Here is a 23,749-nt window from a genome sequence, read left to right as displayed (position 1 = left end):
CCGTCCCGTCAGGTCTTCCGGGCGCGCTTCGCCCTTTCGGGAGCATGGGCCGGAGCATGGGCCAGACGCAACAGATTCGCGGCTCCCGGCGCGCCGAAAGGCGTTCCGGCCAGGATCAGGATGCGTTGTCCGGCCTCGGCCAGGCCATAGGTCATGGCCGCCTCGACCGCGTCGTCGGTCAGGCCTTCCAGCGACGACGGCTGTTCGCCCAGACGCGGTTCCAGCCCCCAGACCAGGGCCAGACGCCGCGCCGTCTCCGGCTTGGGCGTCAGGGCCAGCACCGGTTGCAAGGGCCGCTCGCGCGACATGCGCCGCGCCGTGCCGCCGAGCGTCGTGAACACCACCATGCAGGCGGTCGAGGCGGCTTCGGCCGCCTTCCTCGCCGCCGCCACCAGGGCGTCGACGTCGTGAATGTCCATGCCCGCGTGCTCGGCGTCCATCAGGCCGGGCCACAGGGGATCACGCTCCACCCGTTCCATGATGCGGTTCATGATCTGAACCGACTCCAGCGGATAGTCGCCGGACGCCGTCTCCGCCGACAGCATCAGGGCGTCCGCCCCCTCATAGACGGCGTTGGCCACGTCGGAGGCCTCCGCCCGCGTCGGCGCAGGCGAACTGGTCATCGACTCCAGCATCTGGGTCGCGACGATGGCGGGCACGCCGCGCTGGCGGGCGGCGCGCAGGATCTTCTTCTGGGCCACCGGCACTTCTTCGGGGTCCATCTCGACGCCCAGATCGCCGCGCGCGACCATGACGCCGTCGCAGTAGTCGAGGATGCTCTCCAGGTCGTTCAGGGCCTGGGGCTTTTCGATCTTGGCCAGACAGGCCGCCTGACCGTTCACGATGCGCTTCAGCTCGGCCATGTCCTCGGCCTTCTGCACGAAGCTGAGGGCCACCCAGTCGACGCCGAGACGAAGGGCGAAGGCCAGGTCCTCGCGGTCCTTGGGCGTCAGGGCGGAGACGGGGATGACGGCCTCAGGCACGGCCACGCCCTTGCGGTCCGACAGCTTGGAGCCGCTCTCGACCGTGACGTCAGCCCATTCGTCCGTGCGCTCGCCGACCCGCAAGCGGATGCGCCCGTCGTCGATCAGCAGCAGCATGCCGGGGCGCAGGGCCTTGAAGATTTCGGGGTGGGGCATCTGCACCCGCGTCTCGTCGCCGAGCGCCGGGTTCAGGTCGAACCGCATCCTGTGGCCCGGCTTGATGGCGATCTCGACGTCAGCGAACCGGCCCAGCCGCAGCTTGGGCCCCTGCAGGTCGGCCAGGACGCCCAGCGGCCGCTTCAGCGCCATCTCGGCCCCGCGCACGGCCTTCAGCGCCGCTGCGTGATCCTCATGCGAGCCGTGGCTGAAGTTGAGGCGGAAGACGTCCACGCCGGCCTGGGCCAGCGCCTTGACGGTCGCGGGCGCGCGGCTCGCGGGTCCAAGGGTCGCAACGATGCGCGCGCGGCGGGCTCTGTTCATGGTCTTTCCTCGGCGGCTCTGACGGCCATGACCTCCCCTCAGAGGCCTTGATCCCTTGTGCCAACGAAAAGCCGGGGGCGTAAGACCACGCCCCCGGCCGGAAACACGAGTTTATGAGCCCTGAAACACGACGTTACGGCCCAAACCGTCCTATTTCGTCTCGCAACGGCCGTTGGCGAACTGCGGCAGGTCCATGCAGCGACCGTCCACCTCATCCGTCGGCTTGACCCCGATCAGGTGGGCCAGGGTCGGGGCGATGTCGATGGTGCGCATCGGCAGGAAGCGCTCCTGACCATTGGCGCCCGGCCACCAGAAGATGATCGGCACGCGGCGGTCATAGTCCCACGGCGAGCCGTGGCTGGAGATGGCCGCGCCGATGCGGCCAGATCCGGTCAGGCCCGGCTGATAGGACCGCATGATGTCCGGCGAGCGCCCGGCCACCGCCGACAAACGCAGACGCTCGCGCACGCTCAGCTCCTCGGGGTTGTCCGAGACGGGCAGCGGCTCGGCCAGCAGTTCATCGCGCGACACGGCCAGGGCCACCTGGGGCTCGGCGTTCAACAGGTCCACGGCGGCGGCCAGGACCTGGCTGCGCAGCGGCTCGGCCAGCGACTTCTTGTCCGCATCGACCACGACCAGGCCGCCCGCCGAGGAGACCAGAGGATTGGCGTCCAGGTTGAACCGGGCCTTCAGCGCATCATTGACGCGCGGCATCAGGGCGCGATCCACGCGACCCGCCGCCGGATAGCCCTCGACCGAGGAGCGCTCAGGGAAGTCCGAACCGCCGTGGTCGGCGGTCAGGGTCACGATCACGCCGCCCGGAATGGTCGCCAGCTTGTCGAGGAAGACGCCCAGGGCCGCGTCGAGACGCAGCATCTGCTCGCACATCTCGGGGCCTTGCGTGCCATAGCCGTGACCAATGCGGTCGGTGGCCGAAAGGCTGACGCCCAGCATGTCGGTCACGCCGCGACGGCCCAGTTGCTGATTGTCCAGCAGCTCGGCGGCGCCTTCCAGCGTCAGTTCGTCCAGCACCGGCGAGCCGTCGATGGTGTCCTGCGCCGGCGGCAAGGTCGAGTTGAAGGTCTGCCCGCCGATCACCCACTGGCCTTCCAGACGACGGCAGGCCTCATGGGTATAGGTCCAGGTCGGCATCTGACGCGTGAAGCGGTCAATCATCCGCGCGTTCAGCGCCGCCACCGGCGCCAGTCTGGCCTCGGCCGACTGGCCCGGCTCGACATAGGTGGTGAAGCCGAAGTCCGCGGTCAGCCAGAAGGCGCCGTCGGCCTTGTGCCCGGCCAGGTTGATGGCTCCGCGATCCTTGCCGGAAATGCCGAAGACGCGGCTATCGGGACTGACCGTCTTCAGCCAGTCGCCCAGGGTCGAAGCCTTCAGCTGATCCGGGCCGACCGGGCCGTTGTCGGTGTTCTTGCCGTGCGCCAGCGTGTTCTGCGGCGCGGCCAGGCAATAGGTCTCCTCGCCCGTCGTGGTGTCGATCCAGTCGTTGGCCGGAATGCCGCTGTGCGCCGGATGGACGCCGGTCAGGACGGTCGAGTGACCGGCGCAGGTTACGGTGACGCCGTGCGTCTGATAGCCGTTGATCGAGACAAGCCCCTGATCGGCCAGGGTCTTCAGCCCGCCGGTGAACTGGCTGCGATACTGGTTGAACAGGTTGGCGCTGAGTTGGTCGATCACCAGGGTCACGACCAGGGCCGGGGCCGCGCGCTGGGCCGGAGCCGAGGCCGCCGTGGTGACGGGTTGCGCCGCCTGCTGCGCCATGGCCGGAAGGGCCGCGCCGGCCAGAAGGGCAAGCGCCAGGGTCGGGGCCAGAACGCGGCTGAAGATCATCTTGAACACCGAAAACACGACAGGGGGTGCGGGGTGACTACCCCCCTAGCGTAACGGCGCCAAGACAAGCCGGTCGATCAGCCCAGCAGAGCCCTGAAAAGGCTGAGACCCAGGACTGCGAAAATGGCCAGGGCCGACAGCACGGCGCCGATCGCGCCTATGACCAGGATGGCCCACAGAAGAACTTCACCGAGCGGAGGCCTCTTCATCCCTGCAGCCCGCAGCCGTCCGTCAGTTCAGCGCCCGACACTTGGAGTTGGTGTCGTTGATGGACGGGTTGTCCAGCATGCAGATGATGTACTTGCTTCCGTTCTGCAGGATGAACGAAAACGAATTCTCGTTCTGCTCGAACATCTCGGTCTGATAGTTGTTGAAGGCCACGATTTTCCAGCCCGCGTCGAGCAGTTCGGTCATCGACTGGGGGACCGGCGCCCATTCCGTGGCCCGCTCATGCAGATCAACCCGAGGGCGACGCGCCTGAGCATCGACGACCGAGGGAACCAGCGCCAGAAGGGCGAACACCAGACCGAACTTACGCATTCTCACCCTCTCACGAAGCAATCAGAGTTGGTGCGAGCGGCGGGGGTCGAACCCGCAAGACCGAGGTCGGCAGATTTTAAGTCTGCTGCGTCTACCAGTTTCGCCACGCTCGCCTTGTCAGGCCCTTACGGCCTGGCTTGTGTAGCCGCCGAACGCAGGACGCGGAAGTCCACATCGGAATCGGCGATCAGGCGCACCAGGGCGGCCCAGGCGGCGACGTTCTGGGCCATCTGCGCCGGGTCGATCTTGTCCAGGGTGTCGTCGGCGGTGTGGTGCAGATCGAAGTAGCGCGTGCCGTCCTGGGCCAGACCGAAGACCGGCACGCCCGCCCCGGCCAGAGGACCGATGTCCACGCCGCCGTGCAGTTCCGGCTCATTCGTCGGCAGGACGCCGATCGGACGCAGCACGCGCGCGGCGATCCTGGCGAAGTCCGAGCCCTGCGCGCCGGGCGGCAGGCCCAGGGCGTAGATGCGGTCGGCGCCGAAGTCGCTCTCGCCCGCGATGACATGCTTCTCGACGCCCGCCGCGCCGATGTTGCGCAGATAGGCGCCGCCGCCGTTGCCGGTGTCGGTCGGCTGGGCCACCTCTTCCGATCCATACAGGACCACGCGCACGGTGCGTCCCGGACGGCCCTGCTCGGCGATCAGCTTGGCCGCCGCCAGGGTGATGGCCCCGCCCGCCGCGTCGTCGATGGCCCCGGTGCCCAGATCCCAGCTGTCCATGTGCGAGCCCAGGACGATGATCTCGTCCGGCCGCGTCGCGCCGACGATGTCGCCGATCACGTTCTGGCTGTGGGTCTGATAGGTGTGGGCGGTGGATTTCAGGCGCAGCCGCACCGGCTCGCCCATCTTCACCAGGCGCGCCACCTGATCGGCGTCCGGCGCGCTCAGCGCAAAGGCCGGCAGCGGCACCTTGCCCTCGACATAGCGGGTGGTGCCGGTGTGCGGCATACGGTGCTCGTCCGAACCGGCCGAACGCATGACGAAGGCCACGGCGCCGCGCTTGGCCGCCTCGGTCGGACCGACGCCGCGAATGCGCGACAGCGAGCCATAGCCCGACCCGTCCTGCATCCGCACCATCTGGCCGCCGTCGACCACGGCGATCTTGCCGTTCAGCGACCCGACCGGCGCGGCCAGCAGGGCGTCCAGACCGTCGAAGAAGACCACGTCGGCTTCAATGCCGTCGGCGGGCGTGGCGATGGAATGGCCCAGGGCGGCGGCGACCAGCTTCTGCGGACGGGCGCCCAGCAGTTCAGCGCTCTCCTCGCCCCGCTCCCAGCCCACCAGGGGGAATTGTTCGACGCGGACGTTCTGGAAGCCGTGAGCGCGCATATAGTCGGCGGCCCAGTCGGCGGCGGCCTGTTCCGAGCGCGACCCCGCCGGGCGGGCGCCGAAGCGGGTGGTGATCTGGGTGACGTAGTCGAGGGCGATGTTGCCCTGCAGCGCCGTGTCGCGGACCTGTTCGGCGGCGCGGATGGTCGCGGCGTCCTGCGCCAGAACCGGCGTGGCGATCAGGCCCAGCGCGATCGCGCTGGCGGCCATCAGACGAGTGTTGAATGGCATGAAACGCCTCCCGGACTCACAAAGAAGGCGCGGACCCTAGCTGGTGGGACCTGCGACCGAAAGCCTCAGCTTCGCCTCTCGCTCCTGCCTGCGTCATTCTCGGCCTTGTGCCGAGAATCCAGAAACGCGGCGCTCGACGCCTAGACGCAACGCCGAGACATTCGGCGTCGAGCGTCTGGATCCTCGGGACGAGCCCGAGGATGACGGGTGAGGAGAAGCGAGACGCCTCCCCTCAGCCCCAAAATCACTCGCCCTTGAGGAAGGGCTCGACCGGGCCTTGCAGCTTGACGGTCAGGGCCTTGCCGCGACGGTCGACGCGGTTGCCGATGGCCAGGCGGACCCAACCTTCCGAGACGCAGTATTCCTCGACGTTGGTCTTTTCCTCGCCCTTGAACAGGATGCCGATGCCGCGCGCCAGAAGGTCGGCGTCGTGGAAGGGGCTGTCGGGATCGACCGAAAGGCGGTCAGGCAGGACGTCGGACATGGGAGGCTCTCGCGAAAATCGAAGCGCGCTGAATAGCGGCGTAGCGGCGTGGCGACAACCGGCGCCTTGCCTCCCCGTCATCCCGGCCGAAGCGACTGCGTCGCTTCCGGAGCGGGAGAGAAGGACGGCCTACTGGACCGACTGGCGCGCGGCGGCGGGTCGGGCGGTCTCGGCGGCAGGCGGCGTATAGGGGCGCGGGCCGGCCTCGGCGGGGGCTGCCGCCGGGCTGGCGGTCGGGGCGGCCGGGCGAGCGGCCGGACGCTGGGCCGCCGGACGCGGCGCGGGGCGACGCGCGGGCTGGGTCGCCGGTTGCGCGGCGGGGGTCGCGGCGGGCGTGGCTGCGGCGGGTTGGGCCGCGCGGGCCGGCGCAGGCGTCGCCGCCGGAACCGCTGCCGGGGTCGCGGCGGGCGTCGCTCCCGCCGTTGCGGCGGCGGCGCGGGCGGCGAACTGTTGCGACTGGAATCGCTTGGCCAGCTTTTCGGTCAGCTCACGCGCCGCCGGGGCCGGCATCTGGGCCATGATGGCGGCCAGGGTCCGAGGCCGCATGGCGGCGGCGACCGGCAGGCGCACGCTGTCGTCCAGGGTGTTGAAAACGGCCGCCGCCTCCTTGGGCCGCATGGCGGAATAGACGGCGACCAGACGATCCGTCTCGGCCTTTTCCTTCTCGTCCACCTGACCGACCAAGGTCGCGATCTCGCCCTTGAGGGCTTCCAGCGCCTGCAGCTTGGCGTCCAGCTTCTGTTCGGCGGCGACCATCAGCGGCAGGGTGGTGGCGAAGTCGGCGTCGCGCGCGTCCAGGGCGTCGCGGCGCTTGGACAGGGACTGGATGATGCGCAGTTCAGCCGGCGAAATCCCCGCCTGTTGCGCCAGTTGCTCCGGCGTCAGGGCGCAGACGGCGGGTGCGGGCGCGGGCTTGGCGGCGCCACCGCCCTCGCCCGGCGTCTCGGCCGTCACGGCTTCCTGGGCCCAGGCCGTCGCGCCCTGGAACAGTTCCGGCGCCACGCCCGCCGCGCGCACGGCCACGACCCCGCCGATGGCGATGGCGATCAGGGGCAGAAGGCGGGGCAGCTTGCTCATCGGTGGCACTCGGTAAGGCGGTTCAACCGCCGCTCAGGCATAGGGACTGCAACAACACTTTTCCCCTCAAGCCGTCCGAGGCCGCGCCTCGGACATAGGGGCTCTTAAGAATCAAGCAGCGAAAAGATCTTCGTCCAGGCTACGACGAGCGCGGTTTAGGCTCTGTTGCGCAGCATGGTTAGCGGCCAGGGCCTGACGCACCGGGGCGAAGGCTTCGGCGGGCGCGGGCGCCGGCACAGCCGGACGGGCGGCGGGCGCCTTCATCACGGCGCGCGCGCCCTCGATCCGCTCCATCAGCGAGGCCATGCGACGGGCGCGGGCCTCGTCGTCCAGCAGGGGCGCGACCTGCGAGGCCGGGACGTTCAGCTCCAGCGGCGTCTCGGCCGGCGCCTCGACCTGGGGCGCGCGCGACGGCAGACCAGCGGGGGCGCGGGCGATCAGCACCTCCAGCTCCTGCTTCACGGCGCGGGCCTTGATGATGCGATCGTGCAGCAGGTCGGTTTCATGGCCCGAGGCGCGCAACGTCGCCAGGGCCTGCTCGGCGCGACCGGCGGCCGCGTTCAGCTCGGTCACCGCGCCGGCGAAGGCCAGTTGACCGTCGCGCAGAGCCTTGAGCTTCTTCTCCAGCTTGATGCCGTAGCCGATGGCCGCGACCAGCAGCAGCATCAGGATGGAATCGAGAATGATGCCGGTCATGTCAGCGTTTCCCTCGGCTCAGATTGGCGGCGATGTCGGGGTTGATCGGGCCTTCGACCCGCACGGCGATATGCTGGCCCTTGCGGCCCATCCTACCGGTCGTCAGGGGGATGGAGCCCGCCCGCACCGACACTTCGGACTCCGGCGTCACGTTCAGCATCAGGGTGTCGCCGACCTTGAAATTCAGCGCCTGCGACAGGGGGATCTGCTGCTCGTCCAGCACGCAGCGGACCTCGGTCTCCGTGGTCCACAGCTCGGTGGCCAGGTGGCCTTCCCAGATGTTGTCGCGGCCGAACTTCTCGCCCATGAACTGCTGCAGCAGCATCTTGCGGATGGGCTCCAGCGTCGAATAGGGCAGCAGCAGTTCGACCCGCCCGCCGCGATCTTCCATGTCGATGCGCAGCTTGACCAGGATGGCGGCGTTGGCCGGGCGCGCGATGGCGGCGAAGCGCGGATTGGTCTCCAGCCGGTCCAGGGTGAAATGGACGGGCGTCAGCGGTTCGAAGGCGGCGCGCGCATCGTTCAGGATGACCTCGACCATGCGCTGCACCAGCACCCGCTCGATGGTGGTGTAGGGCCGCCCCTCGATGCGCAGCGCCGCCGTGCCGCGACGTCCGCCCAGCAAAACGTCGACGATCGAGTAGATCAGATTGCTGTCGACCGTCAGCAGGCCGTAGTTGTCCAGCTCCTCGGCCCGGAACACCGCCAGGATGGCCGGCAGCGGGATGGAGTTCAGATAGTCGCCGAAGCGGATCGAGCTGATGGTGTCGAGCGAGACCTCGACGTTGTCCGAGGTGAAGTTGCGCAGGCTGGTCGTCATCAACCGCACCAGGCGGTCGAAGACGATCTCGAGCATCGGCAGACGCTCATAGGAGACCAGGGCCGAGTTGATGATGGCGCGGATGCCGCTCCGTTCGGAGTCGTCGCCATCGCCCATGTCGAAGCCCAGCAGGCTGTCGATTTCGTCCTGGTTAAGCACGCGTTCGGACAGGGCAGCGCCCATGTCGGGTTCGCCGCCGAAGGGGTCCAGTTCGTTCTCGGCCGCCAAGGTGTCGGTCATGCCTAGGACACCAGCATTTCTTCGATCAGCACGGCGTCCACCTTGCCCGGCGCAGCGATCAGGTTGACCCGGCGCAGGATCTCGGCGCGCAGCTGATAGGAACCAGCCGATCCGGCCAGATCCTCAGGCCGCAGCTCGCGCAGGAAGCCCTGGAACATGTCCTGCATCCTCGGCGTCTCGCCCTGCAGATGGGTCGCCAGGTCGGCGTCCTTCATCTCCAGCGTCAGCTTCAGCTTCAGATAGGTCGGGCGCCCGTCCGCCGACTGAATGTTCACGATCATGTCGGGCAGGGTGTAGAAGGTCACGCCGTCGGGACCGGCCGCGATCTTGCCCGCCGCCGGATCGGCCTCGCCGCCGCCTCCGCCGTGACCGCCGCCCTTCTTCTCTTCCTTCTTGCCGTGATCGTCGGCCTTCTTCTCGGCGCCGTGTTCGCCCGCCTCGGCCTCGGCCGGCTTGGGCTTCATCAGCAGGAAGGCCGCCGCCCCGCCGCCGCCCAGCACCACCAGGGCCGCCGGGATGATGATGAACAGCAGGGGCAGCTTCTTCTTGGCGGGCGCGCCCTCGCCGCCTTCGCCATCCGTCACGGCGGGCAGGTTGGCGTCGTCGCCGCCCGGCGCCGCGTCTTTCTTCTTGCCCAGCTTCAGCTTCAGCATCCGCACGTCGCCCCGATCCTCACAGACTTCCTGATGCGGCGATTTTGGTTAACGAGGCGTTTACGATCGGCAAATCCTGCCGGGCGCCACAGGGGCCAATTTGGCTCAAACCCTTGCTGCGCCTGGATTAACCCTGTTGGCACGGTCGTTGCGACGAGTTGGGCGAAGGAGCCGCACTCGTGGAAAACGCCGCCTACATCGGATTGTCCCGTCAGATGACGCTTCGCCGCGAGCTCGACATCGTGGCGAACAACGTCGCCAACGCCGACACCACCGGGTTCAAGGTCGAACAGCTGATGGTCGGGACCGAGGTCGGTCAGCGCGCCCGCAACGACAACATTCGCCCCTCGGCCAGCTTCGTGCTGGACAAGGGCGTCGGGCGCGACTTCGGTCAGGGTTCGATGAAGCAGACCGGCCGGTCGCTGGACTTCGGCATCGAGGGCGAAGGCGCCTTCTTCCGCGTCCAGACCGCGACAGGCGAGGCCTATACCCGCGACGGCGCCTTCACGACCAACGCCGAGGGCGTGCTGATGACCCAGCAGGGCCTGCCGGTCTTGGGCGACGGCGGCCCCATCACCCTGGACCCCGAGCGCGGCCCGGTCACCGTCGGCCCGGACGGCACGATCAGCCAGGAAGGCCAGCCGGTCGGCCGCCTGAACGCCGTCCGCTTCGACGCCCTGTCGGTGCTGCAAAAGAGCGGCGACGGCCTCTATCGCAACGCCTCGAACGCCCAGCCCGTCGACGCCCCGGACGTTCAGATCCGCCAGGGCATGCTGGAAGGCTCGAACGTCAACACGCTTCAGGAAATCACCAACCTGATCGAGATCAACCGCGCCTACGAGCGCGTGACCAAGATGATCGAAAACGCCAACGACCTGTCACGCCGCTCGGTCGAGCGGCTGGGCCGGGTCGGCTAGTAAGGAAGGCCTGAACGATGCGCGCTCTCAGAACCGCCACCTCCGGCATGCTGGCTCAACAGCTGAACGTCGAGGTCATCTCCAACAACATCGCCAACATGAACACGGTCGGCTTCAAGCGTCAGCGGGCCGAGTTCCAGGACCTGCTGTATCAGAACGTCGAACGCATGGGCGCGCAGTCCTCGGCGCAGGGCACCGTCGTCCCCACCGGCATCCAGATCGGCGCCGGCGTGAAGGCCGGCAGCGTCTATCGCATCACCGAACAGGGCAGCCCGACCCGCACCGGCAACCCCTACGACATCGCCATCGACGGCAAGGGCTACTTCCAGATCACCATGCCTTCGGGCGAGATCGCCTACACCCGCGCCGGCAACTTCGCGGTGAACGGCGAGGGCCAACTGGTCACCGAAGACGGCTATGCGGTCGAACCGGCCATCACCATCCCCCAGGACGCCATCGACGTCTCCATCTCCAAGTCGGGCCAGGTCCAGGTCACGACACAGGGCCAGACCGCGCCCCAGGTGGTGGGTCAGCTGGAGCTGGCGACCTTCTTCAACGAGGCGGGTCTGGAAGCCATCGGCGACAACCTGCTGCTGGAAACCGCCGCCTCGGGCGCGGCCACCATCGGCGCCCCCAACGAGGTCGGCTACGGCCACCTGATCCAGGGCTACACCGAGGCCTCGAACGTCGACGCGGTCAGCGAAATCACCGCCCTGATCGTGGCCCAGCGCGCCTATGAGATGAACTCCAAGGTCATCACCACCGCCGACGAGATGCTGTCCGTCTCGGCCCAGGTGAAGAGCTAAGGAAAGAGCTGAGCCATGAAGCGCGCCCTGATCCTCGCCGCCGCCCTCGCCGCCTTCGCCGCCCCGGCCCTCGCCGGACCGGTCAATCTGCTGTCCGACCCCGTCGATGACGACGGCCGCGTCACCCTGGGCGAGCTGTTCGACGACGCGGGCGCCGCCGCCAACGTCGTGGTCGGCCAGCGCGCCGGGGCCACCGCCGTCTTCGAGGCCAGCCAGATCCAGGCCGCCGCCCGCCGCGCCGGTCTGGACTGGGCCAACCCCCAAGGCCTGCGCCGCATCGTCGTCCGCGAAGGCGGCGCCGCGCCCGCCGACGCCTCGGCCCGCCCTGCATCCGCCACCGTGGCCTCGCGCCCCGGCGCCACGGTCGAGGTCCTGACCTACGCCCGCAGCCTGGCCGCCGGCGACATCGTCCAGCCGGAAGATGTGATCTGGTCCACGGTCCAGGCCCATCAGGCCCCGGCCGGCGGTCCCCAGGACGCCGATCAGGTCGTCGGCCTGTCGGCCAAGCGCGCCCTGCGCGCCGGCGCCCCGGTCGCCAGCCGCGACCTGGCCTCGCCCCAGGTCATCGCCCGCAACGACATGGTCGAGGTCGCCTATGTGGCCGGCGGCGTCGAGCTGACCGTCACCGGCAAGGCCACCCGCAACGCCTCGGCGGGCGAGGCCGTCCCCGTGCTCAATGTCCAGTCGGGCCGCACCATCGACGCCGTGGCCGTGGCGCCGGGCCGGGCCGTCGCCGGCCCCGCCGCCCAGACGGCCCGCGCCAATCCCCAACAGTTCGCTGCTCGCTGAGAGATCCCGTCATGCGTAAAGTCCTGATCCTCGCCGCCGCCGCTTCCGCCGTGTCTCTGGCCGCCTGCTCCACCATCACGGAGACGGTGAAGGGCCCCGAACTGGCCCCCATCGGCTATCCTGCCGCCCTGGCGCCGGTCGAGCAGGCCTACCTGCCCCCGCCGACGGCGGCGTCGGCCAACAGCCTGTGGCGCACCGGCGCCCGCAGCTTCTTCGGCGACCAGCGCGCCCGCCGCGTCGGCGACATCCTGACGGTCAATATCGACATCAACGACCGCGCCCAGACCCAGAACTCGACCCAGCGCGCCCGCACCAACAGCGCCTCGGGCGGCGTCACCAACTTCTTCGGCCTGGAAAACAGCCTGGGCCGCGCCTTCCCCGGCGGTTTCGACCCCGCCAAGATGGTCGGCACCGAGGGCGAGGCCAATGCGGCCGGATCGGGCAGCGTCAACCGCTCGGAACGCGTCAGCCTGACCGTCGCCGCCGTCGTCACCGCCGTCATGCCCAACGGCAACATGGTCATCCAGGGTCGGCAAGAAGTGCGCACCAACCGCGAGGTCCGCGAACTGACCGTGGCCGGCATCGTGCGCCCCGAGGACATCTCCTCGGCCAACACCATCGCCCACACCCAGATCGCCGAGGCCCGCATCAGCTACGGCGGTCGCGGCGACATCAGCCGGATGCAGGCCACCCCGGCGGCCCAGTCCCTGGTGGAGCGCTTCAGCCCCTTCTGACCCGCGTTCGACGAGCGTGTTTTTCCAGTGACTCGCCATCACGGAATCGCGCGCGCTCAAGCGGAGCGGTGAACCGTTAACAAGCGACCCGCGTTTGTTCTGTCGAACGCGAGTGATTTGTAATGTTGAAGTCCCTGCTTCCCGCCGCCGCCGCCCTCGGCCTGGCCGTCCTGGCCGGTCAGGCCATGACCACCGCTCCCGCCCTCCCCGGCGAAGGCGCTGCGGGCTGGCATCTGCTGCACGAAGGCCCGATGGCCAAGCTGGCCTACGGCCTGGCGGATTCCGATCAGGTGGCCCTGATGCTGACCTGTTCGCCCGGCGATCAGACCGTCGTCGTCTATGGCGACACCCAACCGCAAAGCCCGGCTCTGACCCTCGCCTCCATGGGGCCGCAGCCGATCGATCCCCTGTCCGACGGCGAAGCCTTTGAGGCCCGCCTGCCCCTGTCCGACGCCGCTCTCACCGGCCTGGCGCGCGGCGGCCGCATGGCCGTCCAGAGCGAGGCGGGCGCCCAGCAGATCCGCGCCAGCCGCGCCGAGCGCCGCATGGTCCAGGGCTTCCTCAGCTATTGCGCTTCCAGCCACGCCTGATCAAAGTCCCCGCGAACCCATCAGCGGGGGCTGAACCATGACTGTCTTACTGGGACTCGCCCAAGCCACGGCCCTGGCCTTGACGCTTCAGACCGCGCCGGCGGAAGCCTGGACCTGGACCCTCTACGCCGACAACGGACCTCTGGTCCTGGCCAATGAGATTCCCGACACGCCGCGCCTGCGCGCCACCTTGGAATGCACGCCCGGCTCCAGCATCGTGCGTCTGACCCTCTATGACGCCGCCCCCGCCGAGGGCATCGCCGTCATCGCCTCCGGCGCCGCCACCGCCAACGCCGAGGCCCGCCCCCGGCGCGACCAGCTTCAGACCATGCTGCGCGCCGACCATCCCGTCTTCACCGCCTTCCAGGCCAATGGAAGGCTCGACGTCACAGTCGGCGAACAGTCCTCGCCGATAGAGATCGACCGGGCGAATCTGTCCAAGCTGCGCCGGTTTGCCGAACTCTGCACCGGCTGAGGACCTCTATGCGCCTGATCGTCTGGACCGCCCCTGCCCTCGCAGCGCTCGCCCTGTCGGCCTGCGCCCCCACGCTGAAGACCGAGCTGGCCGGCGCCTCCAGCGGCGCCCCGCTCGCCACGCCCGGCTACGACTGGCACCTGAATGAGGACGCCGAGGAGGCCAGCCTGTCCTACGGCATGGCCGAGACCGACGACGTGCCGCTCGACCTGTCGTGCCGCCCCGGATCGGGCGCCCTGCAGATCCTGCAGGCCGTCGCCGAGGGCCATCCGCGCGCCATCGCCCTGGAATCCGGCGGTGACACAGAAACCTATCCCGCCAAGGCCGAGCCCTCGGCCCTGCACGGCGGCCTGGACCTGACGGCCGAGGCCCGCGCCTCGGACCCGGTCTTCCTGCGTTTTCGCAAGCTGGGCTGGCTGGCCACCTATGGCCCCGACTACCGCACCCCCCTGGTGGCGCAACGCGGCTCGGACCAGAGCATCGACCGCTTCTTCGCCCTCTGCGGCTAGGACCTGTCGACACAGCTTGACCGTCGGCGCGCGCCCCTGTCTCCTCCCTCCCGCTTGAGGGAGGACAGTATGGACAAGCGACTTCTGATCGGGGCGGCTCTGGCGGCCTTCATGGCGGCGACGCCGACCCTGGCCCACGCGCCACGCGCTACGGCCTCGACATCGGCCCATGCCGAAACCCACGCCCCGGCCGATGCCGCAAGCGTCGCTCTCGCCAAGATCCTGACCGACTACGAAGCCTATCTGCGCCGCGTCGATCCGATCAGCGCCGGGATGGAGGGCGATCGCGAGGCCCTGTCGCGCCTGCCCGACCCCACCCGCGCGGGCGAACTGGCGCGCGTCGCCCCCCTGACCGCCCTGCTGAACCGGTTGGAGGCGATCAGCCCGTCGGCGCTCAACGAAGACGAACAGTTGAACCGATCCTTCGCCGCCTATCTGATCCGGCGCAACCTGGACGCCATTCCGCTGGACGGCGGGCGCCTGGCCTTCAGCTCCGAAGGCGGCCCCGGTCAGGGCGTCGCCTATCTAGCCAGTTCGACCCGCATCACCTCGACCGCCGACGCCGAGGCCTGGCTCTCGCGGATGAGCGCCATTCCCACCGCCTATGACGCCGCCATCGCCGACGCCAGGCGCGGCCTCGACACCGGCCTGGTCCAGGCCCGTTCCGTCGTCGACAGCGCCCTGGCGCTGGCCGAAACCGACGTCAAGCCGCGCGAGGGCGGCGACATCCTGATCCAGCCCTTCAACGCCCTGCCCGCCACCATCCCCGCCGCCGAACAGGCGCGTTTACGTGCCCGCGCCCAGGCCCTGATCGACGGCCCCATCGCCCAGCGCCGCCTCGCCTGGCGCGACATGCTCAAGAACGACTACCTCCCGCGCGCCCCCGTCGAGCCCGGCATGACCCACCGCCCCGGCGGCCGCGACCTCTACGCCTATGCCGTGCGCAGCTACACCACCACCGACCTGACCCCGGATCAGGTGCATCAGATCGGCCTGGACGAAGTCGCCCGTATTCGCGCCCGGATGCAGGACGAAATGCGCGCGGCCGGCTGGACCGGCGACTTCGCCGGCTTCCTCCACTTCCTGCGCACCGATCCGCAATTCTACGCGACCAGCCGCGAACAACTGCTGGAAAAGGCCTCCGAGATCGCCAAGCGCGCCGACGACGGCCTGCCCGCCCTGTTCGGGACCCTGCCGCGCCTGCCCTATGGCGTGCGTCCCGTCCCGCGTGAGATCGAGGACAGCTACACCACCGGCCGCTACAACCTCGGCTCGATGCAGAACGGCGTGGCAGGCGGCTATATGGTCAACACGTCCAAGCTGGATCAGCGGCCCCTCTATGAACTGCCGGCCCTGACCGTCCACGAGGCCGTCCCCGGCCACCACCTGCAGATCGCCCTGCAGCAGGAGGCGGCGGATCAGCCCTATTATCGTCGTGGCGCCGACGTGACCGCCTTCACCGAGGGCTGGGGCCTCTATTCCGAGTTCCTGGGCGAGGAGATGGGTATCTATCGCACACCCTATGAGCGCTTCGGCCGCCTCAGCTATGAGATGTGGCGCGCCTGTCGCCTGGTCGCGGACACCGGCCTGCACTGGCTGGGCTGGACCGAAGAACAGGCCCGCGCCTGCTTCCGCGACAACTCCGCCCTGGCTCCGCACAACATCGAGACCGAACTGCAGCGCTACATCGGCTGGCCGGGTCAGGCCACGGCCTACAAGATCGGCGAGATCCGCCTGCGCCAGATTCGCCAGAAGGCCGAGCGCGAACTGGGCGACCGCTTCGACGTGCGCACCTTCCACGACGCCCTCCTGGTCGACGGCCCCCTGCCGCTCGACCTCCTCGACGCCCGCATGGACCGCTGGATCGCCGAGCAGAAGGCCAAATAGACCGCTGCCTTTCCTCCCCGCCCCGGCCGGGAGGAAAGAAGGCCTCCACGCCCCGCCGTCCCCCTCTTTCCCTGCCGTCATCCTCGGGCTTGACCCGAGGATCCAGCCCTGCGCGCCCTCGACCTTCAAGCCATGGCCGCCAAGCCGCGCCCCATCCGGCCTCCACGCCAGAGGTCTCAGGTTTCCGAGTTCGGGACCACCACAAACGACCGCTTGCGACCCATTGCGGACCCTCTACGTCTCGGCCGGCTTGCTGATTGTTAAGGCAGTAGCGGCGAGGCCAATGAATCCCAGAAATATTCCTAGCGCGAACTCAGCGTAAATATAGGTAAGATGCCAACGCCAAGCATCGTCTTGGAAACTAGGCCAAATCTCCCGTGGCCAATCGTAATACAGATAGCTCATAGCTACCGTCCAGAGGAACGGCAAACCAACGAGCCCAGCGGACAATAAGAGCAAGTGGTCCGCGAGTTTGCTCCGAAACGCGAACGCAATGACACCCAATACCCAGAAGATCGCCCACGCAACAAGCACGTGCGCAGGTGCAAAAAAGACAGCCCCCCAGAGATCATCAAGGTGTGGTCCGCCACCATTGAGGCCTGCCATCAGAAAGCCGACGTAGGCAATCGCGGAAGCTGCACTCCCGACAACAGCGGCCCGCCGGATCAAGCGTATCTTCGTCATAGCCGGAAGCCTACACGTGAAGTGTCCGCTTTCCACCCTTAGCGGACATGCAGCCGGTCCGCCTCCATGACGCCAAGCAGGTCGTCAGCGACGACGCTCTACAACCCAGGCAGCTGGCTTGCCGACGATGATGGCGTGCGCGCGAATGCGATCCGCCGCCAGCCGTCGCATGCCCCCATCAAGCGATTGAATATCAACGAATTATCGTTCTCCGGACGCCATTCGCTCACCTTGGTTCAAACCCGGTTAGGCTGCGCGCCCCTCTTTCCTCCCCGCTCTGTGGGGAGGGGGACCACGAAGTGGGGGAGGGGGCGACGCCGCCCTACCCCTCCTTGCGCCCAGGCCTCCCCATCGCTCCGCGACAGGCAGGAAGGCGGCCGACGCCTACAGCCCCAATTCCGCCCGCGCCTTCTTCGTCAGCTTGCCGACGATGATGGCATGGGCCGACCGGATATGGTCCGCCAACTCCTCGTCCGCCCAGTCGTCGATCTGGGGCAGGTTCACCCACTTGGCGCGCGCCATATAGGGCGCCGGCCGCGCATGACCGCTCTCGGTCAGCACCTCATAGGCGATGTCCGAGACCTTGAACGACACCCCGCCGGTCGCGCCCACCATGACAAACATCTTGCCGCCGACCTTGTAGGCGTCGTGGTCGTCGCCGAACGGATGGTCCAACGTCGCCCCCGGCAGCGCCAGACAGACCCTGCCTACCCCCTCACGGTCCATCAGGCGTCGATCCCGACGCCGATCGGGCAGACCACGCCGGTCCCGCCGATACCGCAGTATCCGGCCGGGTTCTTGGCCAGATAGCCCTGGTGATAGTCCTCGGCGAAGTAGTAGGGCCCCGCCGGTTCGATCTCGGTCGTGATCGTCCCACGCCCCGCCGCGCTCAACGCCGCCTGATAGGCGTCGCGCGAGGCTTCAGCCTCCGCCTGCTGCGCCGCGTTCAACGTATAGACAGCCGACCGGTACTGCGTGCCCTGGTCATTGCCCTGGCGCATGCCCTGGGTCGGGTCGTGGTTCTCCCAGAAGGTCTTCAGAAGATCGCTGTAGGAGACGACCTGCGGGTTGAACACCACCTGCACCACTTCGGTGTGGCCCGTCCGCCCCGAGCAGACCTCCTCATAGGTCGGATTGGGCGTGATCCCGCCCGCATAGCCCGCCGACGTCACCCAGACCCCCGGCAGCGACCAGAACACCCGCTCCACGCCCCAGAAGCAGCCCATGGCGAAGATCGCCGTCTCGAACCCCTCCGGGTGCGGCCCCTTCAGCGCATGGCCCAAGACGAAATGAGTCGCATCCGTCGCCAGCGGCGTCTCGCGCCCCGGCAGAGCCGTCTCAGGGGTCGGCAGTTCGGCGGTCTTTTGGAACAGCATCGGAAAAATCTCGCGGAAATCAGCGGCAAAATCGACTTCCCCCCATATGGGGCCTCAGACAGCGCTTGCCGAGGGGGGCAGGCTGTTCTATCAGCCTCGCTCCGCTGGATCGACCGTCCGGCGGGCACACGGCGACGTCGTGGAAACGGACAGGTGGCGGAGTGGTCGATCGCGCACGCTTGGAAAGCGTGTGTAGGTGAAAGCCTACCGAGGGTTCGAATCCCTCTCTGTCCGCCACCCGCCGAAATTTATCGTTATAATTCATTGTCTTATCCTAAGAGTCGTCTAACCTTAAGCTGAGAGTTAGACGGAAGTGTTCTGGTTTCGTGCATCAAGCGATGCGGTTCATCGCTGTATCGGCCAACCCGCGCCGGGCGACTTCGCGCGTGTAGCGCTCCACCTCCTTCAAACTTTGGTGGCCCGTGATCGACATGATCTCGTGTGCCGTACAGCCGGCCTCCGCCAATCTCCGAGCCGCCGCTTTCCGCAGCCCATGAGCAGAGCAATGAGGCAATCCTGCACGCTCGGCTGCCTTGCTCACCCAATTTCCAAAACCCTTCTCAGTGAAAGGTTTGCCTTGGCGTGTCGTGAGCAGCGCTAGGTGCTCGATCTTCCGCGCTGCTAGAGACGCCTGGAGGTTCGGATGCTGCGGGATGTCGACCAGTTGCCCGGTCTTTTCCTGACGAACGAGAACCCGACCATCCAGGATTTGATGAACGGTCATCTGCCGAACATCGCCCGACCGCTGGGCGGTGTAGAGAAGGAGGTCGAACCCTAGCCGCTCATTCGTTCCGACGGGCCATTTGAGCTCAAACGCTTCGATCTCATGCTCAGTCCAGGCGTGGAAGCCCTCGCTCCTGTATCGAAGCATCCGCACGCCGACAGTCGGATCGGCACGAGCAAATCCGCGGTCCACAGCGAAGCGCATGACCGCACGCAGCACCTTGAGCATGTTGTTCGCCGCAGCCGGGGTGGCCGCCATCTTATCCATTTGCCCGCGAATGTGCCGCGCTTCGAGCATGGCTACGGGCTTATCGCCGTACTTGTCCCGGTAGCGATCAAAGATGCCTTTGTAGGTGCGCTGGGTGTTCGGCTTGAGTCCAAGAAAGTCACCCGACCCATAGTAGGCCACGCCTAACGCGTGGATGGATCCTGGCTTGACCCGGTGACGTGACCCCCGTTTCTCATCCAGCCATAACAAGAGTCCGAGGTTGATCTGGGTAGAGATTGGTTGGGTTGGCAATAGGGCGGCCTGCGCAGCCGTCAACCAGCGCAGCAGGCCGCCCGGCGTTTCCAGCAAGGGCTTGCGCGTAGGCCTGCGGCGTCAGCCAGCCGAGCTTCGAGTGCGGTCGCCGTTCGTTGTAGTCACGCCGCCAGGCCTCGAGCACCGCGCGCGCGTGCGGCAGGGATCGAAACAGCGTCTCGTTCAGCAGCTCGTCACGCAGGCGCCCGTTGAAGCTCTCATTGAAGCCGTTCTGCTGGGGCTTGCCCGGCGCGATGTAATGCCAGCCGACGCCGGTGTCGTCGGCCCACGCCAGGACGGCGTTCGAGGTGTATTCCGTGCCGTTGTCGCTGACGATGGTGTCGGGTCGGCCCCGCTGCCGGATGACGGCGTCCAACTCTCGCACCACCCGAGCGCCCGACAGCGAGGTGTCGGCCACCAACGCCAGGCACTCGCGGGTGCAGTTGTCGATCACCGTCAGGATGCGGAAGCGCCGCCCGTCCGTCATCTGGTCAGAGACGAAGTCCAGCGACCAGCGCTGGTTGGCCACCAGCGGCAGGTCCAGCGGTCTCCGCGTGCCCATTGCTCGCTTCCGCCCGCCGCGCCGGCGCACCGTCAGCCGTTCCTCACGATAGATCCGCTGAACCCGCTTCTTGTTGACCGCATGGCCCTCGCGCCGCAGCAGGACGTGCAGGCGGCGGTAGCCGAACCGGCGACGCTCCTGGGCGAGGGCCCTCAGCCGGTCGCGCAGGGCGCCGTCGTCCGGGCGCGTCGCCTGATAGCGCACGCTCGTCCGATCGACGCCCAGAACACGGCACGCCCGCCTTTCGCTCATCTCGTAGGCGGCTTGCAGATGACCAGCCGCCTCGCGCCAGCCGGCGGGCGTCACCACTTTTTTCCCAGCAGGTCCTTCAGGGCCACGTTGTCCAGCATCGCGTCCGCCAACATTCGCTTGAGCCGGGCGTTCTCGTCTTCAAGCGTCTTCAGCCGCCGAGCCTCCGACACGTCGAGCCCGCCGAACTTGGCCTTCCATTTGTAAAAGGTCGCCGAGCTGACCCCGTGACGCCTACACACCTCCGCCGTCGTCACTCCGGCTTCCTGCTCCCGCAGGATCCCGATGATCTGCTCTTCCGTGAACCTTGATCGCTTCATTCTGTCCGTCCTTCGTTAGGGCGGACTCTAGCTATTCCTGGAGGAGTTTCAGGGGGTCACGTCACCGATCAGACCGTTAGGCGGCCCTGAAGTGGAGACAAGTTAGCGTTAGACTGACAGCACCACCCCGCCAAGGCCCCGGCCAATTCCCTGAAATCACCCGACGTTCTCGGCTTAAGCCGAGGCGGGTTCCCCTGCATTTGCGCCTTGCCCATGGACTTCGCTGCGGAGCGAGGCATCGTGGGGAATCAACGTTGCCGCCGGGCATGTATCACGCGTTGAGACGCCGCTTTTGACAGGAACGCCATGATCAGACCGACTTCGCCCGCCGCGCCTCACCCCCCCGCCCTGCGCCGCCGCCCTCTGCGGAGCCTGGCCTGGAGTGTCGGCTTCGTCGCCCTGGCTCTGAGCAGCACCAGCGCCCTGGCCTATGAGGCGGCGCTGGCGGAACAGCCGGCGGCAGTCGCGGCGACGGCCACGGCCGCGCGCATCACCTCGCCGCAGGAAGCCTTCGGCCATGCGGTCGGGGCCGACTATCACCTGGTCAACTACACCCAGTGGGAAGCCTATCTGAAGACCCTGGCCGGCCAATCGGACCGGATGAAACTGGTCGAGATCGGCCAGTCCTCCGAGGGCCGCACCCAATACATCGCCATCGTCTCCAGCCCTGAGAACCTGGCCCATCTGGACCGCTATCAGGAGATCGCGCGTCGTCTGGCCAAGGCCGAGGGCGTGACCGAGGAACAGGCCCGCGCCATGTCCGCCGATGGCAAGGCCGTGGTCTGGATCGACGGCGGTCTGCACGCGACCGAGACCGTTCCTCCCCAAGCCCTGATCGCCGCCGTGCACGAATGGCTGACGGCGGAAGACCCCGAGGCCCTGCGCGTCCTGAACGATGCCATCATCCTGTTCGCACCGCTGAACCCGGACGGGATGGAGTTGGTCTCCAACTGGTACATGCGCAACGAGGACCCGCTGAAGCGCGAGTTCGCCTCGATCCCGGTCCTGTACCAAAAGTACGTCGGCCACGATAACAACCGCGACTACTACCTGTCGGCCATGGCCGAGACGACCAACGTCAACCGCCAGTTCTTCCGCGAGTGGTTCCCGCAGATCATCTACAACCACCACCAGACGGCGCCCGCCGGAACCGTGGTCTTCATGCCGCCCTTCCGCGACCCGTTTAACTACAACTACGACCCGCTGGTCATGGGGACGCTGTCGGAAGTCGGCGCGGCCATGCACAGCCGCCTGATCGAAGAGGGCAAGCCCGGGTCGACCATGCGCAGCGGCGCCAACTACTCGACCTGGAACAACGGGATGGAGCGCTCCATCACCTACTTCCACAACGCCGTGGGCCTGCTGACCGAGATCACCGGCCACCCGACGCCGAGCCAGATCAGCCTGATCCCGCAGAACCAGCTGGCCCGCAACGACCTGCCCATGCCGGTCGCGCCCCAGACCTGGCATTTCGCCCAGTCGATCGACTACTCGCAGTCGATCAACCGCGCCGTGCTGAACTACGCCTCGCGCAACAAGGACCGGCTGCTGTTCAACATCTGGCGGATGGGCCAGAACGCCATCGACAAGGGCAATACCGACACCTGGCGCATCACGCCGACCGGCGTCGAGGCTCTGGTCGAAGCGGCGGGCGAGAACGCCAACGCCCGTCGCGGGGTCGATCCGACCCTCTATGACAAGGTCCTGCGCGATCCGGCCCGTCGCGACCCGCGCGGCTATGTCATCCCGGCGGATCAGGCCGACCTGCCCAACGCGGTGGCCTTCCTCAACAGCCTGATCAAGACGGGCGTGGACGTGGACCGCGCCACGCGCGCCTTCACCGTCGGCGGCACGACCTATCCGGCCGGTTCCTATGTGGTGAAGACGGCCCAGGCCTATCGCCCGCACGTGCTGGACATGTTCGAGCCGCAGGACCACCCGCACGACCTGCAGTATCCGGGCGGCCCGCCCGCCCTGCCCTATGACGCGACCGGCTATACCCTGGCGCTGCAGATGGGCGTGAAGTTCGACCGTATCCTCGACGGCTTTGAAGCCCCGACCGAGCGCGTCGCCGACGTCATGGCTCCGCCGCCGGGCAAGATCGACGGCTCCGGCCGCGCCGGCTGGCTGATCGATCACGCCCCGGTCAACGGTTATATCCTGTCCAACCGCCTGTTGAAGGCGGGCGTGCCGGTCTTCTGGCAGGAAGGCGAGACGCGCGCGGACCGCGCCACCCTGGCCCCCGGGGCCTTGTGGATTCCGGCCGGCGACGCGGCCCGTCCGATCGTCGAGGCCGCCGTGCGCGATCTGGGCCTGAACGCCCACGCCGTCGCCCACGCGCCCGGCGGCGACAGGATCGCGCTCAAGCCGGTGCGCGTCGGCCTGGTCGACCGCTACGGCGGCTCCATGGCCTCGGGCTGGACCCGCTGGATGCTGGAGCAGTTCGAGTATCCGTTCGAGGTGGTCTATCCGCAGCGTCTGGACGCGGGCGATCTGGCCAAGGACTTCGACGTCCTGGTCTTCGCCTCGGACATGATCCCGGCGGACCTGTCGGCGGCGGCGCAGCGCGACCAGCCAGAGCCGGAAGCCATCCCGGCCGAGTACCGCGGCTGGCTGGGCCACATCACGACCGAGACGACCGTGCCGCAGATCGACGCCTTCGTGCGTGGCGGCGGCAGCGTCGTGACCATCGGCTCGTCGCATCGCCTAGCCACGGCCATGGGCGCCCAGGTCGAGGACGTGCTGCGGACCGACGACGGCAAGGCGCTGGCCTCGACGGACTTCTTCATCCCCGGCGCCATCCTGAAGACCGAAGTGGACAACCGTCAGCCCCTGGCCTTCGGCGCCCCGGCCCAGATGAACGTCTTCTTCAACCGCAACGCCGGCTTCCGCCACGCGGGCGACGGCGCGCCCGTCGCTCGCTACCCCGAACAGGTCAGCGTCTCCAGCGGCTGGGCCATCGGCGCACAGAAGTTGTCGGGTTCGGACGCGGTGCTGGACCTGCCGCACGGCGACGGTCGCCTGATCGTGCTGGGCCCAGACGTGGTCAACCGCGCCCAGGCCCGGTCCTCGGTCCGCCTGCTGTTCAACGCCCTTTTCTACGGGCCGGCGATCAGCGCGGAGGAGTAGGGGCCAAGGCGGCGGGCTTCTCGCAGGCGATTTCAATATTCGCTCATCCCCGCGGAGGCGGGGACCCAGTGCTTTGGCTTTCAGGCGCTTCGATCGGTG

General features: G+C 67.9%; 24 protein-coding genes and 2 tRNA genes. 10 read left to right on the top strand and 16 right to left on the bottom strand.

Going from position 1 to position 23,749, the window contains the following annotated elements; translation table 11 throughout:
- Positions 1 to 8: 8 nt before the first annotated feature.
- From pyk to ACR9FL_RS02365, 11 genes are all read right to left on the bottom strand, one after another.
- Positions 9 to 1,463, bottom strand: coding sequence for a pyruvate kinase (gene pyk / locus ACR9FL_RS02415; RefSeq protein ID WP_296174373.1), 1,455 nt, complete (start codon positions 1,461 to 1,463; stop codon positions 9 to 11).
- A gap of 150 nt (positions 1,464 to 1,613) precedes the next feature.
- Positions 1,614 to 3,308 (bottom strand): alkaline phosphatase family protein, encoded by a 1,695-nt coding sequence (locus ACR9FL_RS02410; RefSeq protein ID WP_436356963.1) that lies wholly within the window; start codon positions 3,306 to 3,308, stop codon positions 1,614 to 1,616.
- A 77-nt stretch (positions 3,309 to 3,385) separates the two neighbouring features.
- Positions 3,386 to 3,517 (bottom strand): hypothetical protein, encoded by a 132-nt coding sequence (locus tag ACR9FL_RS02405; protein WP_296174377.1) that lies wholly within the window; start codon positions 3,515 to 3,517, stop codon positions 3,386 to 3,388.
- 22 nt (positions 3,518 to 3,539) lie between these two features.
- On the bottom strand, positions 3,540 to 3,848 hold the full coding sequence (locus tag ACR9FL_RS02400; protein ID WP_296174380.1) for a hypothetical protein: 309 nt from the start codon (positions 3,846 to 3,848) through the stop codon (positions 3,540 to 3,542).
- Between the two features lie 28 nt (positions 3,849 to 3,876).
- Positions 3,877 to 3,961 (bottom strand) — tRNA-Leu (locus tag ACR9FL_RS02395).
- A 12-nt stretch (positions 3,962 to 3,973) separates the two neighbouring features.
- Complete coding sequence (locus ACR9FL_RS02390; RefSeq protein ID WP_436358107.1) at positions 3,974 to 5,389, bottom strand: M28 family peptidase; 1,416 nt, start codon at positions 5,387 to 5,389, stop codon at positions 3,974 to 3,976.
- A 265-nt stretch (positions 5,390 to 5,654) separates the two neighbouring features.
- Positions 5,655 to 5,894, bottom strand: coding sequence for a DUF3297 family protein (locus ACR9FL_RS02385; protein WP_296174412.1), 240 nt, complete (start codon positions 5,892 to 5,894; stop codon positions 5,655 to 5,657).
- Between the two features lie 129 nt (positions 5,895 to 6,023).
- Positions 6,024 to 6,971, bottom strand: coding sequence for a MotE family protein (locus ACR9FL_RS02380; RefSeq protein WP_436356962.1), 948 nt, complete (start codon positions 6,969 to 6,971; stop codon positions 6,024 to 6,026).
- A gap of 111 nt (positions 6,972 to 7,082) precedes the next feature.
- Positions 7,083 to 7,667, bottom strand: coding sequence for a DUF6468 domain-containing protein (locus ACR9FL_RS02375; protein ID WP_436356961.1), 585 nt, complete (start codon positions 7,665 to 7,667; stop codon positions 7,083 to 7,085).
- Between the two features lies 1 nt (position 7,668).
- The gene (fliM, locus tag ACR9FL_RS02370) at positions 7,669 to 8,727 is read right to left on the bottom strand and encodes a flagellar motor switch protein FliM (RefSeq protein ID WP_436356960.1); all 1,059 of its coding nucleotides are present in this window, start codon (positions 8,725 to 8,727) and stop codon (positions 7,669 to 7,671) included.
- 2 nt (positions 8,728 to 8,729) lie between these two features.
- The gene (locus ACR9FL_RS02365; protein WP_296177915.1) at positions 8,730 to 9,380 is read right to left on the bottom strand and encodes a flagellar basal body-associated FliL family protein; all 651 of its coding nucleotides are present in this window, start codon (positions 9,378 to 9,380) and stop codon (positions 8,730 to 8,732) included.
- A gap of 179 nt (positions 9,381 to 9,559) precedes the next feature.
- On the opposite strand from ACR9FL_RS02365, the gene flgF reads away from it, so the two are divergent.
- The 8 genes from flgF (at position 9,560) to ACR9FL_RS02325 (ending at position 16,087) form a co-directional block, all read left to right on the top strand.
- Positions 9,560 to 10,297 (top strand): flagellar basal-body rod protein FlgF, encoded by a 738-nt coding sequence (flgF, locus tag ACR9FL_RS02360; protein ID WP_436356959.1) that lies wholly within the window; start codon positions 9,560 to 9,562, stop codon positions 10,295 to 10,297.
- Positions 10,298 to 10,314: 17 nt separating this feature from the next.
- Positions 10,315 to 11,103 (top strand): flagellar basal-body rod protein FlgG, encoded by a 789-nt coding sequence (gene flgG, locus ACR9FL_RS02355; protein WP_105564639.1) that lies wholly within the window; start codon positions 10,315 to 10,317, stop codon positions 11,101 to 11,103.
- A 15-nt stretch (positions 11,104 to 11,118) separates the two neighbouring features.
- Positions 11,119 to 11,892, top strand: coding sequence for a flagellar basal body P-ring formation chaperone FlgA (gene flgA, locus ACR9FL_RS02350; protein ID WP_436356958.1), 774 nt, complete (start codon positions 11,119 to 11,121; stop codon positions 11,890 to 11,892).
- 11 nt (positions 11,893 to 11,903) lie between these two features.
- The gene (flgH, locus tag ACR9FL_RS02345; protein WP_436356957.1) at positions 11,904 to 12,626 is read left to right on the top strand and encodes a flagellar basal body L-ring protein FlgH; all 723 of its coding nucleotides are present in this window, start codon (positions 11,904 to 11,906) and stop codon (positions 12,624 to 12,626) included.
- A gap of 122 nt (positions 12,627 to 12,748) precedes the next feature.
- A complete protein-coding gene (locus ACR9FL_RS02340) occupies positions 12,749 to 13,216 on the top strand; it encodes a hypothetical protein (protein ID WP_296177910.1) in 468 nt (155 codons plus the stop codon).
- 37 nt (positions 13,217 to 13,253) lie between these two features.
- Positions 13,254 to 13,691: a hypothetical protein gene (locus tag ACR9FL_RS02335; RefSeq protein WP_436356956.1), complete on the top strand. Its 438-nt coding sequence runs from the start codon at positions 13,254 to 13,256 to the stop codon at positions 13,689 to 13,691.
- Positions 13,692 to 13,699: 8 nt separating this feature from the next.
- Positions 13,700 to 14,200, top strand: coding sequence for a hypothetical protein (locus ACR9FL_RS02330; protein WP_296177913.1), 501 nt, complete (start codon positions 13,700 to 13,702; stop codon positions 14,198 to 14,200).
- A gap of 69 nt (positions 14,201 to 14,269) precedes the next feature.
- Positions 14,270 to 16,087 carry a DUF885 domain-containing protein gene (locus tag ACR9FL_RS02325; RefSeq protein ID WP_436356955.1) on the top strand — a complete coding sequence of 606 codons (1,818 nt, stop codon included), beginning with the start codon at positions 14,270 to 14,272 and terminating at the stop codon, positions 16,085 to 16,087.
- Between the two features lie 234 nt (positions 16,088 to 16,321).
- On the opposite strand, the gene ACR9FL_RS02320 is transcribed toward ACR9FL_RS02325, so the two are convergent.
- The 3 genes from ACR9FL_RS02320 to msrA form a co-directional block, all read right to left on the bottom strand.
- Positions 16,322 to 16,771 (bottom strand): hypothetical protein, encoded by a 450-nt coding sequence (locus ACR9FL_RS02320; protein WP_436355898.1) that lies wholly within the window; start codon positions 16,769 to 16,771, stop codon positions 16,322 to 16,324.
- Between the two features lie 384 nt (positions 16,772 to 17,155).
- On the bottom strand, positions 17,156 to 17,497 hold the full coding sequence (locus ACR9FL_RS02315) for an MmcQ/YjbR family DNA-binding protein (protein ID WP_436356954.1): 342 nt from the start codon (positions 17,495 to 17,497) through the stop codon (positions 17,156 to 17,158).
- Positions 17,497 to 18,147: a peptide-methionine (S)-S-oxide reductase MsrA gene (msrA, locus tag ACR9FL_RS02310; RefSeq protein ID WP_296177630.1), complete on the bottom strand. Its 651-nt coding sequence runs from the start codon at positions 18,145 to 18,147 to the stop codon at positions 17,497 to 17,499. The genes ACR9FL_RS02315 and msrA overlap by 1 nt, the downstream gene beginning before the upstream one ends.
- Before the next feature lie 147 nt (positions 18,148 to 18,294).
- Between msrA and ACR9FL_RS02305 the strand changes: the two genes are divergently transcribed.
- Positions 18,295 to 18,384: transfer RNA gene (locus ACR9FL_RS02305), tRNA-Ser, on the top strand.
- Positions 18,385 to 18,478: 94 nt separating this feature from the next.
- On the opposite strand, the gene ACR9FL_RS02300 is transcribed toward ACR9FL_RS02305, so the two are convergent.
- Positions 18,479 to 19,279: a tyrosine-type recombinase/integrase gene (locus ACR9FL_RS02300; protein ID WP_436356952.1), complete on the bottom strand. Its 801-nt coding sequence runs from the start codon at positions 19,277 to 19,279 to the stop codon at positions 18,479 to 18,481.
- Positions 19,280 to 19,331: 52 nt separating this feature from the next.
- A protein-coding gene (locus ACR9FL_RS02295; protein WP_134581407.1) for an IS3 family transposase occupies positions 19,332 to 20,521 on the bottom strand; the annotation gives its coding sequence in 2 pieces (ribosomal slippage) (positions 19,332 to 20,269 and positions 20,269 to 20,521; 1,191 coding nt in all).
- A 306-nt stretch (positions 20,522 to 20,827) separates the two neighbouring features.
- Here ACR9FL_RS02295 and ACR9FL_RS02290 point away from each other — a divergent pair.
- Positions 20,828 to 23,650, top strand: a complete 2,823-nt coding sequence (locus ACR9FL_RS02290; protein WP_436356951.1) for a M14 family metallopeptidase — start codon at positions 20,828 to 20,830, stop codon at positions 23,648 to 23,650.
- Positions 23,651 to 23,749 lie beyond the last annotated feature (99 nt).

The sequence above is a fragment of the Brevundimonas sp. CEF1 genome, assembly GCF_051353055.1.
In the GTDB taxonomy this organism is placed as follows: Bacteria; Pseudomonadota; Alphaproteobacteria; order Caulobacterales; family Caulobacteraceae; genus Brevundimonas.
This window is presented reverse-complemented; position numbering and strand designations above follow the sequence as displayed.